This is a genomic window from Streptomyces sp. NPDC029216, assembly GCF_040648015.1.
Lineage (GTDB): Bacteria > Actinomycetota > Actinomycetes > Streptomycetales > Streptomycetaceae > Streptomyces.
Map to the genome: position 1 here is coordinate 74,612 of NZ_JBEZWL010000010.1, position 13,081 is coordinate 87,692.

Genomic DNA, 13,081 nt, shown 5'->3' on the forward strand with positions numbered 1-13,081 from the left:
CTTCATAACGCGGCGAGGGGGCGCGGAGGTTCCAGGGGAGGTAAATGGGGGTGACGGGTGCGGGCCGGGGGCGGATCATAGGGGCATGCCTGGTCCCTATGTCATCCGCGGTGCGGTCGTGCTCCCCGAGGCGGAGCTCGCCTGGCGGTTCTCGCGTTCCTCCGGGCCGGGCGGACAGCACGTCAACACCTCGGACTCGCGGGTGGAGCTGCTGTTCGACGTCGCCGCGACGAAGGCGCTGCCGCCGGTGTGGAAGGAGCGGGCGCTGGAACGGCTCGCCGCGCGGCTGGTGGACGGGGTGCTGACGGTACGGGCCTCCGAGCACCGGTCGCAGTACCGCAACCGGGAGATGGCGCTGGTCCGGATGGCCGCGCTGCTGGCGGAGGCGACGGCGGCCCCGCCGAAGACGCGCAGGCCGACGAAGATCCCGCGCGGGATCAACGAGCGGCGGCTGCGGGAGAAGAAGGCGCGCGGGGAGACGAAGCGGACGCGCAGCGCGCGCGACTGGTAGTCCCGCGGGCCGCGCCCGCCGGCGCGCGGCGGGCCGGGGGCCGGCCGGCCTACGGGGCCAAGTGGCGGTAGCGGCCGCGGAAGTACGTCAGGGGCTGGGCGTCCGGGGACGGGAAGGCGGCCGTCAGGACGTGGCCGATGACGAGCGTGTGGTCGCCGGCCGGGACCCGTGAGTGGGTGCGGCATTCCAGGGTGGCCAGGGCGCCCGACAGGAGCGGGGCCCCGGAGGCCTCGCCGCGCACGTACGGGAGGTCGGCGAACAGGAGGCGGTCGCTGATGCGGCCCTTCATCGAGAACCGGCCCGCGACCTGGAGCTGGTTCTCCGCGAGCAGGGAGACCGCCCACAGCGGCTGCTCCGCCAGCAGGTCGTCCATCCGGGAGCCCTCGCGCACGCTCACCAGGACCAGCGGCGGGTCCAGGGACACCGACATGAAGGCGGTGGCCGTCATGCCGGCGTCCTCGCCGCGCGGCCCGTCGGGGCTCAGGGGCGGTTCGTGGGCGGTGATCAGGCACACGCCCGCCGCCAGCCGGGACATGGCGGCGCGGAACTCGTCGTTGCTCACCCCTTCAGGATGGGGGGAGAAGGGGGAGGCTGGGGTGTAAGGCTGGGTTGCGGAGGTCGTCTTCGGCACGTACCGCACGCTAGTCCGGCCGCCGCGCCCCGCACATCGGGCGCTGGTCCGAGCCGCGCCCCCGCCCCAGGGCCTAGGCCCGGGCGTATCGTTTGCGCGTGGGAAGGCACGGAACGACTCCTCGTCCTCAACGTGCTTATGGCGCAGCACTATTCATCTCATGTGACTTGAGTCACAGAGGGCAAGATTTGTTGACCCTGTGTACCTGCCGCACAGCTCACTGTGATTCAGTGGACGGGACACCGCAACGAAACGCCGATGACAAACCTGGAGTTGCTGTCGAGGTCTCGGGGAGAGCGAGCAATGGAGACCGAGTCGGAGCCGTACGTCCGTCTTGCGACCCTGCGGCAGCTGCACCAGGTGGTGGCCGAGCTCAACACGGCCCGGAGCCTGGCGGACACTCTGCAGACCGTCGTGGACGGCATCGTGCGCGGCCTCGGCTACGAACTCGCCTGCGTCAATCTCGTACGCCCTGACGGCGATCTCGTCGTCGCCGCCTTCGCCGGGGACCCCGCCGCCGAAGCCCTGATCACCGGCCGCGTCGGCTCCCGCGCCGCCTGGGAGCGCCGCCTGACCATGGGCGAGGACTGGGACGGCCTGCGCTTCATCCCGCACACCGAGGGCTGGGTCCTGCTGGAGGACGACGTACCCCAGTGGCATACGGAAGGACCCGATCCGCGCTTCGAGGACGAGTGGCACCCCGAGGACCGGCTCTACGCCCCGATGTATGCGACCGGCGGGGAACTTCTGGGTGTCATTTCCGTGGACAGGCCGCGCAACGGCCGGCGCCCGGGCGCCTGGGGGCGCGAGGCGCTCCAGATGTACGCCTTCCAGGCGGCCATTGCGATCAGCAACGCACGGCTGCGCGCGAACATGCAGCGGGCCCTGGTACGGCTGGAGCGGGAGCAGCAGGCGCTGCGGGCCAGCGAGGAGTCGTTCCGGCAGGCCTTCGAGTACGCGCCCAGCGGCATGGCCATCGCCGAGATGGGCGGCGACCAGCACGGCCGGCTGCTGCGCACCAACGACGCCCTGTGCCGGCTCCTGGGCCGGCCCGCCTCCGTCCTGCGCCGCTACTCGTTCTCCGACCTGGTCCACCCCGAGGACATCGGGACCCTGCTGCGCACCTCCGCCGAGGGCGGCCGGGCCGAACTGCGGCTCGGGCGGCGCGACGGCACGTACGTGTGGGTGAGCCTGCGCAACTCCGTCGTCGCCGACGCCGCCGACGGGCCGCGGTTCCTGCTCACGCACGTCGAGGACATCGAGGAGCGCAAACGGCACGAGCTCCAGCTCGCGCACCGCGCCAGCCACGACTCCCTCACCGGCCTGCCCAACAGCGCCGAGCTGCGCGCCCGGCTCGGCGCACGGCTGTGCCGGCGCCCCCAGTCGGTGCGGGCCGGCGCCGTGGAGGCGCTGGACGCGGCCTACGAGGGCCGGGCGGAGGCCGCCGGGGGCGGCGAGCACGGCTACGACGGCTTCCCCGCCGTCGGCGCGGGCGGCGGCGGGCAGGGGGGTGACGGGTTCGACTTCCCCGGTGTCTTCCCCGGGCAGCCCGAGGGCCCGTACGACCACCACGTGCACACGGTGGCGCCCGCCTCGGACCTCGACGACGGGACCAAGGGGCTCGCGGTGCTCTTCTGCGACCTCGACGGCTTCAAGTCGATCAACGACCGGTTCGGGCACCACACCGGCGACGCCGTCCTCATCGAGGTGGCCCGGCGCCTGACGACGGGCGTCAGGGACGGGGACACCGTCGCCCGGCTGGGTGGTGACGAGTTCGTCGTCCTCGCCGACGGCCTCGGCGCCGCCGACGCCGCCGATCTCGCCGTCCGGCTGCGCAACGCCATCATCCCGCCGATCCGCGTGGACGGCCGGGCCGTGCGGGTGGGCGCGAGTTTCGGCATCGGCTGGGCGAGCTGCGGGATGTCCGCGGACGAGGTGCTGCGCTCCGCCGACCAGCGCATGTACATCGAGAAGCGGTCCCGCTCCAAGGCACACCGCCGGGCCGGCTGATCACATAGGCCACCCGTGGGCGCACGTGTTCGGGGTAGGCTCCCGGGGGTCGAAAGGAGTGACCTGCGATGACGACGCCCGCGAACAACGGCCCGCACGGTGGGGCGAACCAGCCCGAGGACGATGACCCGTTCGGCTACCTCTACGCGGACGGCCAGGCCGCCGGAGCCACCCCGCCCGGTCAGGGCGGCGGATACGGCTACCCCGGCCCGACGGTCAGTGGTCAGCCCGGCGCGCAGCCCGGCGTCCCCCGGACCTCGTACAACCAGGTGCGCACGGTCGGCGAGCGGACGTACGGCGGCCAGCGCGGCGCCGTACCCCAGCAGCAGCCCCCGCAGGCCTACCAGGCCCAGTACCAGGCCCCCGAGGCCCTCCAGGCGAACGGCTACGGGGTCCCGCAGCAGCCGTCCCCGCCCACCCAGCCGGTGGCCCGCCCCGCCGGCGGCCGCGGCCGCGGCGGCGCCGGCTCCAGCCGCAAGGGCCTGCTCATCGCGGCGGTCGCGGTGGTGGCGGCGGTCGGGATCGGCATCGGCGCGGCGGTGATCTTCGGCAAGGACAAGGGCAAGGACAACAAGAACCAGGCCACGGGCCCGTCCGTCTCGGCCGCCCCGTCCCAGCCGGACGGCTCCCCGAAGCCGAGCGGCTCGCCGAAGCCCTCGCAGAGCCCGCTGCCGAAGGCGGACGCCTCGGGCGCGGGCATGGCGCTGACGGGCGGTGCGGCGCTGCAGGCGACGGTGCCGGGGGCGAAGAGCGCCGGCGGACAGTACGTCGGCAACTTCAACCAGACGGGCGCGGCGGTCACCTGGACCCTGGACGTCCCCAGCGACGGCCAGTACAAGCTGAAGATGACGTACGCGGTGCCGGGCAAGGACGCCAGCACCACGCTGACCGTCAACGGCGAGGCCCAGACCCGCCCGATAAACATGAAGAACTTCGCCCAGGCCAAGCCGGGGGAGTGGGGCTGGACCTACACCCACTCACTGGTGGACCTGAAGAAGGGCACCAACACCGTGAAGATCTCGTGCGAGACGGGCAACCAGTGCGAGATCAACATCGACCAGCTCTGGCTCGAACGCCCCTGACCCAGCCGGCCGGCCGTAGGCATCGTGGCCCCCTCACCCGTCCATGGGTGCGGGGGCCGTCGTGGTGTTCAGATGCGTCCGGCCTCGACGCAGTAGGCGGCGACCCGGCTAAATGCGGGCCACGGTGACGGAATCGGCGATGTCCGCGTAGGTGCGGGGGTCGAACTCTCCCGCCACCGGGGCGTGGACCGTGGCCGTCGACAGGGCCACCGCCCGGGTGAGGCGGTCCGGCCAGGGGAGGTTCTCCGTCAGGGCCGACAGGAGGCCCGCCACCGCGGAGTCGCCCGCGCCCGTCGGGTTGCCGCGCAGGGTGCGGGGCGGGGTGGCCTGCCAGGTGCCCTCCGGGGTGGCGGCCAGGAGGCCCTCGGGGCCCAGGGAGGTCACCACCGCGTGGGCGCCCCGGCGGCGGGCGTCACGGGTGGCGGGGAGCGGGTCGCGCGAGCCCGTCAGCTCGGCGAGTTCCGCCGCGTTCGGCTTGATGATCTCCGGCCGGGCGGCGACCCCGCGCCGCAGGGCCTCCCCGCTGGTGTCGAGCAGCACCGGGGCACCGGCCGCGCGGGCCGCCCGTACGAGCACCGCGTACGCGCCGACCGGCACGCCCGGCGGCAGGCTCCCGCACAGGGCCACCGCGCGGGCCCCGGCGGCGAGTTCGGTGTAGCGGGCCAGGAAGGCCGACCACTCGGCGGCCGAGATCTGCGGGCCCGGCTCGTTGAACTGGGTGGTGTCTCCCGAGCTTTCGTCCACGACCGCCAGGGTGCGCCGGGTGGTGCCGGCGCAGGGGACGAGGGCGTCCACCACGCCGGGGGATTCCGCGAGCAGGCCCCGTACGACCGCGCCGGACGGGCCGCCCGCGAAGCCCGTCGCCGTCACCTCGTGGCCGAGCGCGGCGAGCACCCGGGCCACGTTCAGCCCCTTGCCGCCCGCCCGTTCGGTGACGGCGGTGACCCGGTGGGAGGTGTGCGGCAGCAGTCGCGGCACCCGGTGGGTGACGTCGAGCGCGGTGTTGAGCGTCACGGTGAGGATCATGGCCAGTCCCGGTCTTGGTGTGTGCCGGGATCATGCCAAATGGAGGGCGGCCAGCCCAGCCCTCCGGGCGGGCCGCTCCGCTTTCGTACGCGCGAAAGGCCGGTTCAGCCCAGCGGGCTGACGATCCATTCGCCGCGCCGCATGACGGCCTTGACGTCGAACTCCGCGTCCAGGACCACCAGGTCGGCGTACTTGCCCGGCTCCAGCGAGCCCACCTCCCCGTAGAGGCCCAGCAGCTTGGCCGGGTTGGCGGAGATCGCCTGCACCACCGACTCCACGGGCAGCCGGTCCACGGTCACCGACCGCTTGAAGGCGGTGTCCAGGGTCAGGGTGGAGCCGGCGATGGAGCCGCCCTCCACGAGCCGGGCGACCCCGTCCCTGACCTCAACCTCCAGCGGGCCCAGGTGGTAGGTGCCGTCGCCGAAGCCGGCCGCGTCCATCGCGTCGGTGATCAGCGCGACGCGGTGGGCGCCCGCGTGGTGGAAGGCCAGCTCCAGCATGGCCGGGTGCAGGTGCGTGCCGTCGTTGATCAGCTCGACGGTGACCCGTTCGTCCTCCAGCAGCGCCGCGATCGGGCCGGGCGCGCGGTGCTCCAGGCCGGGCATCGCGTTGTACAGGTGCGTGGCGACGGTCGCACCCGCGTCGATGGCCTGGCGCGTCTGGTCGTACGTGGAGTCGGTGTGGCCGATCGCCGCGATGACGCCGTGCTCGGCGAGCAGGCGTACGGAGTCCAGCCCGCCCGGCAGCTCGGTGGCGAGGGTGACCATGCGGGCGGCGCCGTGCGCGGCGTCGATCAGCTTGCGGACCTCGGCCGGGTCGGGGTCGCGCAGCAGGTCCTCCTTGTGCGCGCCCTTGCGGCAGGGGTTGATGAAGGGGCCCTCGAAGTGGATGCCGGCGATCTCTCCCTGCTGGGTGAGCTCGGCGAGCAGCTGCGCACGGCGGGCGAGCTCGTCGAGGTCGCCGGTGACGGTGGAGGCGACGAGGGTGGTGGTGCCGTGCTCGCGGTGGGTCCGTACGCCGGTGAGGACCTCCTCGGCGGTGCCGGAGGTGAAGGAGGCGCCGCCGCCGCCGTGGTTGTGCATGTCCACGAAGCCGGGGACGATCCAGTGCCCGGACAGGTCGACGACGTCGGCGTCCTCGTGGGCGCTGCCCGCGATCCTGGCGCCCTCGACGATGACGCGGCCGCCCGCCACGATCCCGGTGGGCAGCACCACCCTGGCGCCGGAGAGAACGGTGCTCTGTGCGCGTCCGGACATCAGGCAGGTACCTCCGTGGCGAGTAGGTCCCAGGCGAGCAGCCCTGCGCCCAGGCATCCGGCGGTGTCCCCGAGGGCGGCCGGAACGATCTCGGGCAGCCGCTGGAACGTCACGCGTTCCCCGACGGCCGTCCGCAGTGGTGTGAACAAGGTTTCCCCCGCCTCGGCGAGCCCGCCACCGATGATCAGCGTGTTCGGGTCCAGCAGGGTGATCGCCGTGACGAGCCCGTCGGCGAGGGCGCCGATGGCGGTCAGCCAGACCTCCTCGGCGCGCGCGTCGCCGGACTCGACGGCCTTGGCGCAGTCCGCGGCGTCCGCGTCGGGGTCGCCGGAGGCGGCCGCCCAGGCGCGCGAGACGGCGGAGGCGGAGGCGAGGGTCTCCAGGCAGCCGTGCTGGCCGCATCCGCACGCGGGCCCGCCGGGGCGGACCACGACGTGGCCGATCTCGCCGGCGTAGCCGTGGGCGCCGGCCTCGATGCGGCCGGCGATGCCGATGGCGCCGGCGATGCCGGTGCCCAGGGGGACGAACAGGAAGCGGTCGGCGCCCCGGCCCGCGCCGATGCGGCCCTCGGCGAGCCCGCCCGTGCGGACGTCGTGGCCCAGGGCGACGGGGATGCCGCCCAGGCGCGCGCTGAGCAGCTCGCGCATCGGTACCTCGCGCCAGCCCAGGTTCGCCGCGTACACGGCGATGCCGCGCTCGGCGTCGACGATGCCCGGGACGGCCACACCGGCGGCCGAGGCGGACGTGCCGAAGCGTTCCCGGCCGAGGTCGAGGAGCTCGGCGGCGAAGTCCAGGATCGTCTCGACGACGGCTTCGGCGCCCCGCTCGCGGCCGGTGGCGCGGCGCGCCTCATGCAGGAGGGTGCCGTCTCCGGCGATGAGGGCGGCCTTCATCCCGGTGCCGCCCACATCGAGGGCGATGACGTGTTTCACGGGTTTCACAGGAGACAGTCTCGCGTGCTCGAAGGGGAAAGGTCTAGTCCATTGGACGGGATTGTTGAGCGGCCATACAAATTCGGGAGCCCGGTCCGGACCGCGCTACGAGACGGTTTGGAAACAGTCCGCGCGAGACGCCGTTCCGGATGTGGAGGTGCCGCCAAAGTGGTGTAGACCTTACGTGGATCGTACGTACAACCAGGGGTGGATCGAGAACTGTGAAGGGCCGTTACCTGAGGCTGGCCGCGTCCGGCGCCGCACTGTGGCTGACCGGCGCGACGCTGACCGGCTGTGGAGCCGTGCCGGGCCTCGCCGGGGACAACGAGGTGACCCTCCGGGTCGTGGCGGCCGACTACGGCGACAATCCGCAGAACTCCTCCGCCGGCTACTGGAAGAACCTCGCCACCGCCTTCGAGAAGGACAACCCCGGCGTCAAGGTCGAGGTCAGCGTCTACTCCTGGTCGGAGGTCGACGCCAAGGTCGCCGAGATGGTCAAGGCCGGCAAGGCCCCCGACATCGCGCAGATCGGCGCCTACGCCGACTACGCCGAGGCCGGCAAGCTCTACACCGCCGACGAACTGCTGTCGGTGAAGACCGAGGCCGACTTCCTCGCCCCGCTCGCCGACGCAGGCAAGGTACGGCGCGTCCAGTACGGCATGCCGTTCGTGGCCAGCACCCGGCTGCTCTTCTACAACACCAAGCTCCTCGGCGACGCCGGCGTCATCCCCAAGGACGGCAGCACCCCCTGGCAGCCCAAGAGCTGGGCGGACGTCGAAGCCGCCGCCAAGAAGCTCAAGGCCGTCAACGTCCCGACCCCCTTCGCGCTGCCCCTGGGCCGCGAGGAGGCCCAGGCCGAGACGATGATGTGGATGCTCTCCGGCGGTGGCGGCTACACCGACAACGAGGAGGCGTACGCGATCGACGCCCCGGAGAACGTCAAGACCTTCGAGTTCCTGCGCGACCGGATGGTCGGCCAGGGCCTCACCGGCCCCGTCGAACCGGCCAAGCTCGACCGCCAGGCCGCCTTCGACGCCTTCACCCGGGGCGAGGTCGGCATGCTCAACGGCCACCCGACGCTGCTGAAGCAGGCCGCGGGCAAGGGCGTGAAGTTCGGGATGGTCGCCATGCCGACCGCCGACGGCACCGACCACTCCACGATGGGCGTCGCCGACTGGGTCATGGCCTTCAAGAACGGCCACAAGAAGGAAGCCGGGAAGTTCCTCGACCAGCTGTACACGGCGAAGAACGTGACCACCTTCACCAACCAGTACGACCTGCTGCCCGTCACCACCAGCGGCTACCGCGCCATGGAAGCGGCCACGGGCGGCCCGGCCACCCAGCTCCGCACCTTCCTGGCCGCCCTGCCGACGGCCCGGCTGTACCCGGTGGGCAAGAAGTCCTGGGCCGGGGTCAGTGAGGACGTGAAGCAGAACATCGGAAAAACGGTCCAGCCGGGCGGCCAGCCGGCCAAGGTCCTGGAACAGATCGCGGACGCGGCACGCAAGGCGGACGGGGAGAGGTAGGGGACCAGCCCCGCGCAGCGGCACCCCCTCGTCCCGGCCCCGCGGCGGTGTCGGTGGGCGGCGTTAGTGTGGCGGTATGACAGACGGCGGACAGGCGGGTGAGACGGGCGCGGCAGCGGAGACGGCCGAGGCCCGGCCGGCCGACGCCGAGACCCCGCCCCGGTCCGGCGCGGCAGAGGCCCCGTCCGGCCCGGCCGGCCCCGGCCCGCTGAGCGCCGCCGAGGCCGCCGTCCTCGCGTACGAGGGCCGCAGCTGGCCCGGTCCCGGCGCCAAGGAGCGCGCGATACGCGAGGGGCTCGGACTGAGCCCCGTGCGGTACTACCAGCTGCTCAACGCCCTCATGGACGACCCGCGCGCCCTGGCCCACGCCCCCGGCACCGTCAACCGCCTCCGGCGCATCCGCGAGGCCCAGCGGGCCCGGCGGTAGGGGCCGGGCGGGCACGGGTCCGGGCGCGGGTTCGGCCCGCTGCGGTGGATCCCGGCCGGAAGGTCTGGGCGGGGTACCGGCGGCGCCGGTAGGGTCGACGGCATGGGGAGCCATCCGCACGATCCGCCGATGCCCGTGCCCGCCACCGCCGCCGGACGCGAGGGCCTCGAAGCCCTCCTCCGTACACCCCGCAGGGCCGTCGTGGCCCTCGACTTCGACGGCACACTCGCCGACATAGTTCCCGACCCCGACCAGGCCCGCGCCCACCTGGACGCCGTGCCCGCGCTCGCCGCGCTGGCCCCCGAGGTGGCGGCCGTCGCCGTGGTCACCGGCCGGCCGGCCGGGGTCGCGGTCCGCTACGGAGGCTTCGCCGGGGTGTCCGGGCTGGAGCACCTGGTGGTCCTGGGCCACTACGGCGCCGAACGCTGGGACGCCGTCACCGGCGTCGTGCACGCCCCCGCCGAACACCCCGGCGTGGCGGCGGTACGGGCCGAGCTGCCCGGCTTCCTCGACGCCATCGGGGCGTGGCGCGGGACCTGGATCGAGGAGAAGGGCCAGGCACTGGCCGTCCACACCCGGCGCGCGGAGGACCCGGAGGCGGCGTTCGAGGCCCTGCGCGAGCCCCTCGCGGAGCTCGCCGCCCGCCACGGCCTGATCGTCGAGCCGGGCCGGGCCGTACTGGAGCTGCGGCCGCCGGGCATGGACAAGGGCGTCGCACTGACGGAGTTCCTGCAGGAGCGGGACGCGGGGCCGGTGCTGTACGCGGGGGACGACCTGGGCGACCTCGCGGCGTACTCGGCGGTCGAAAAGCGCCGGGCCGAGGGCCTCCCGGGCCTCCTGGTGTGCAGCGGCTCGGCGGAAGTCCCGGAACTCGCGGCAAGGGCCGACCTGGTCCTCCCGGGCCCCGGCGCGGTATCGGCGTTCCTGGCGCAGCTGGCGGGGGCACTGCGGGGGAGATAGCGGGCCCGCACGGCAAGCCCCCCCCACGAGCCCACGGGCCCGCACCGCAAGCCCCCACCAGGCCGCCCCCCGGGGCCCGGCTCAGTCCCCCAGTGCTTCCAGCTGGGCCGTGAACCAGGCTGCCGGGGGGAGGGTTGTTGCCGCTGCTGCCAGGCGCTTCGTACGGGCCGCGCGTTCCTCGTCCGGCATCGTCAGGGCCGTGTGGAGGGCTTCGGCCGTTGCCGTGACGTCGTACGGGTTGACCGCCAGGGCGTCCTGGCGGAGTTCCTCGTACGCGCCCGCCCCCGTCGACAGGACCAGGACGCAGCCCGCCTCCGACACCACCGGGATCTCCTTCGCGACCAGGTTCATGCCGTCCCGCACCGGGTTCACCAGCGCCACGTCCGCCATCCGGTAGGCCGCCAGCGACCGCGCGAAGTCGTCCTCGACCGAGACGAGCACCGGCTGCCAGTCCGCCGTCCCGAACTCCGCGTTGATCTCCTCCGCCAGCTCCCGCACCGACTGGGTGTACGCCCGGTACACCTCCAGGTCCTGCCGCGACGGGTAGGCCGAGGCCAGGTGGACCACCCGGCCGCGCCATTCGGGGTGAACGGTCAGGAGCTCCCGGTAGGCCAGGAGCCCGCGCAGGACGTTCTTCGACAGCTCGGTCCGGTCCACCCGGACGATGGTCCTGCGGTCGCCGACCTCGGCGCGCAGCGAGGCCAGCTTGTCGTCGACCGCCGGCCGGTGCGCCAGGGCCCGCAGGTCGTCCCCGTCGACACCCAGCGGGTACTGCCCCACCCCGGTGAACCGTGTCTCCCCGTACCCGCCGTCCGCCCCGAGCCTGCGGTGGTGGACCCCGCCCTGGTGGCCCTCGCGGGGGACGAAACCGTCCGCGACGCCGTGCACGTCGTCCACCGTCGCGCCGCTGATGAAGGCGGCGGCCCAGGCCGCGGTGTGGAAGCCCAGCTGGTCCGCGCCGAGCATGCCCCACACCAGCCGGCTGCGGATGTCGTCCGGGAGCATGTGCAGGAAGTCCGGCGAGGCCCACGGCGTGTGCGTGAAGTGCGCGATCCGCAGGTCCGGGCGCAGCTCCCGCAGGGCCCCCGGGACCAGGGCCAGGTGGTAGTCCTGGACCAGGACGCGGGCGCCCTGCGCCGCCTCCTCGGCCAGGGCTTCGGCGAAGGCCTGGTTGTAGGCGGTGTACGAGTCCCAGTGCCGCCGGAACTCCGCGTCGAAGACGGGCTCGCGCGGGACGTCGTACAGGTGGTGGTGGGTGAACCAGAGCACCGAGTTCGCGATGCCGTTGTACGCGTCGTGGTAGACCGAGGGGTCGATGTCCAGCATCCGCACCCCGGGCTCGGCGACGCCCCGCCGGACCGCCTCGCGGTCGGAGTCGGAGAGGGCCGCGCAGATCCACAGGGCCTGCGGCTGCGCGGCGAGCGCCGCGGACAGGCCGGAGACCAGACCGCCCCCGCCGCGCCGGGCGCTGAGCGTGCCGTCGGCGGCGAGGGCGTACGAGAGCGGGCCGCGGTTGGCGGCGACGAGTACCTGAGAAGCCATGCCGCGAACCTAGCCCGGGGTCTGCTCGCTCAAACGTCCGGGAAATGCCCGGTTCGTCACGCCCGGGTCAGGGGAGGGATCCGCAGCCGCGCCGCTCACGCCACGCGACGGACCGTGTACTCCTCGATCTCCAGCATCGGCGGCCGTTCCTCCGTGTCCACCGGATACGTGCGCGGAACGAACCCGTCCGGCCCCCTCTCGAACTGCGTCAGCACCGGCCGTATGTGGGGGTACCCCCGGCGGTAGCCGGGGGAGTGCCCGCGCGAGAGCCGCAGCTGCGCGGTGCGGTAGATCGCCGCGGCCATCCGGCCCAGGGCCTGCCCGCTCTGGTGTTTGTGCAGCCGGACCCCCACGTCCACCTGGGCCAGCGCGTCCAGCCCGACGGTGTGCAGCGCGTCGACCAGGAGGCCGAGCTCGACGCCGTACCCGACGGGGAAGGGCAAACGTTCCAGCAGGGAGCGGCGTACGGCGTACTCGCCGCCGAGCGGCTGGACGAACCCGGCCAGCAGCGGCCAGTGCAGGTTGAGCAGCGGCCGGGCCACCAGCTCGGTCACCCGCCCGCCCTGGCCGGGAGGCTTGCCGGCGGCGAGCCCGTCGAATTCCGGACCCAGCGGGCGGTCGTACATCGCCTTGACGAACTGCACCTGCGGGTCGGTGAGCAGCGGCCCGACGATCCCGGAGACGAAGGTGGACGAGAAGTCCCGCAGGTCGGCGTCGATGAAGCAGACGATGTCCCCGGTGGTGGCCAGCAGGGAGCGCCACAGCACCTCGCCCTTGCCGCGCACGGCGGGGATGCGGGGCAGGATCTCGTCCCGGTGCACCACCCGGGCGCCGGCCTTCGCCGCGACCTCGGCGGTCCGGTCGGTCGACCCGGAGTCGACCACCACCAGCTCGTCCACCAGCGGCACCGGCAGTCCCTCGATCAGGTCGCGCCGGATCACCTCCACGATCTCCCCGACCGTGGCCTCCTCGTCGAGCGCCGGCAGCACCACGCTCACCGTCGTCCCGGCCGCCCGTTTCCGGTCGAGCAGCTGGTCGAGCGGTCGGTCGGCGGCGGACCAGGAGCGGTCGGCCAGCCAGCGCTCCACCTCATCCAGCACTCTCAGCACTCCCTGGTCATTCGGCGGCGTCACGCCCGGCGGTTTTCGGCCGAATCGTGATCCATCTCGCGGTTCGGA

12 protein-coding genes are annotated in these 13,081 nt (G+C 73.4%); 6 read left to right on the plus strand and 6 right to left on the minus strand.

Annotation, left to right across the window (positions count from 1 at the left end; all coding sequences use genetic code 11):
- Window positions 1–85: 85 nt before the first annotated feature.
- Entirely contained in the window at window positions 86–511 is a 426-nt protein-coding gene (arfB, locus tag AB0F18_RS06640; RefSeq protein WP_362055661.1) for an alternative ribosome rescue aminoacyl-tRNA hydrolase ArfB, read from the plus strand.
- Window positions 512–560: 49 nt separating this feature from the next.
- Here arfB and AB0F18_RS06645 read toward each other — a convergent pair whose 3' ends face one another.
- A complete protein-coding gene (locus AB0F18_RS06645; RefSeq protein ID WP_362055663.1) occupies window positions 561–1,142 on the minus strand; it encodes a flavin reductase family protein in 582 nt (193 codons plus the stop codon).
- A gap of 303 nt (window positions 1,143–1,445) precedes the next feature.
- Between AB0F18_RS06645 and cdgB the strand changes: the two genes are divergently transcribed.
- Window positions 1,446–3,152 carry a diguanylate cyclase CdgB gene (gene cdgB / locus AB0F18_RS06650; protein WP_362055665.1) on the plus strand — a complete coding sequence of 569 codons (1,707 nt, stop codon included), beginning with the start codon at window positions 1,446–1,448 and terminating at the stop codon, window positions 3,150–3,152.
- A gap of 68 nt (window positions 3,153–3,220) precedes the next feature.
- Window positions 3,221–4,234, plus strand: a complete 1,014-nt coding sequence (locus AB0F18_RS06655) for a CBM35 domain-containing protein (protein ID WP_362055667.1) — start codon at window positions 3,221–3,223, stop codon at window positions 4,232–4,234.
- A gap of 108 nt (window positions 4,235–4,342) precedes the next feature.
- Here AB0F18_RS06655 and AB0F18_RS06660 read toward each other — a convergent pair whose 3' ends face one another.
- The 3 genes from AB0F18_RS06660 to AB0F18_RS06670 form a co-directional block, all read right to left on the minus strand.
- Window positions 4,343–5,260 (minus strand): 1-phosphofructokinase family hexose kinase, encoded by a 918-nt coding sequence (locus AB0F18_RS06660; RefSeq protein ID WP_362055669.1) that lies wholly within the window; start codon window positions 5,258–5,260, stop codon window positions 4,343–4,345.
- Window positions 5,261–5,364: 104 nt separating this feature from the next.
- Window positions 5,365–6,516, minus strand: coding sequence for an N-acetylglucosamine-6-phosphate deacetylase (nagA, locus tag AB0F18_RS06665; protein ID WP_362055671.1), 1,152 nt, complete (start codon window positions 6,514–6,516; stop codon window positions 5,365–5,367).
- The gene (locus tag AB0F18_RS06670; RefSeq protein ID WP_362055731.1) at window positions 6,516–7,409 is read right to left on the minus strand and encodes an ROK family protein; all 894 of its coding nucleotides are present in this window, start codon (window positions 7,407–7,409) and stop codon (window positions 6,516–6,518) included. The genes nagA and AB0F18_RS06670 overlap by 1 nt, the downstream gene beginning before the upstream one ends.
- Before the next feature lie 260 nt (window positions 7,410–7,669).
- On the opposite strand from AB0F18_RS06670, the gene AB0F18_RS06675 reads away from it, so the two are divergent.
- The 3 genes from AB0F18_RS06675 (at window position 7,670) to otsB (ending at window position 10,361) form a co-directional block, all read left to right on the plus strand.
- Window positions 7,670–8,974, plus strand: coding sequence for an extracellular solute-binding protein (locus AB0F18_RS06675; protein WP_362055673.1), 1,305 nt, complete (start codon window positions 7,670–7,672; stop codon window positions 8,972–8,974).
- Window positions 8,975–9,050: 76 nt separating this feature from the next.
- Entirely contained in the window at window positions 9,051–9,401 is a 351-nt protein-coding gene (locus AB0F18_RS06680; RefSeq protein WP_362055675.1) for a DUF3263 domain-containing protein, read from the plus strand.
- Window positions 9,402–9,503: 102 nt separating this feature from the next.
- A complete protein-coding gene (gene otsB, locus AB0F18_RS06685) occupies window positions 9,504–10,361 on the plus strand; it encodes a trehalose-phosphatase (RefSeq protein WP_362055677.1) in 858 nt (285 codons plus the stop codon).
- Window positions 10,362–10,442: 81 nt separating this feature from the next.
- Here the strand turns inward: otsB and AB0F18_RS06690 are convergent, their stop codons facing one another.
- Window positions 10,443–11,903 (minus strand): trehalose-6-phosphate synthase, encoded by a 1,461-nt coding sequence (locus AB0F18_RS06690; RefSeq protein ID WP_362055679.1) that lies wholly within the window; start codon window positions 11,901–11,903, stop codon window positions 10,443–10,445.
- Window positions 11,904–11,998: 95 nt separating this feature from the next.
- On the minus strand, window positions 11,999–13,003 hold the full coding sequence (locus tag AB0F18_RS06695; RefSeq protein ID WP_362055681.1) for a glucosyl-3-phosphoglycerate synthase: 1,005 nt from the start codon (window positions 13,001–13,003) through the stop codon (window positions 11,999–12,001).
- Window positions 13,004–13,081 lie beyond the last annotated feature (78 nt).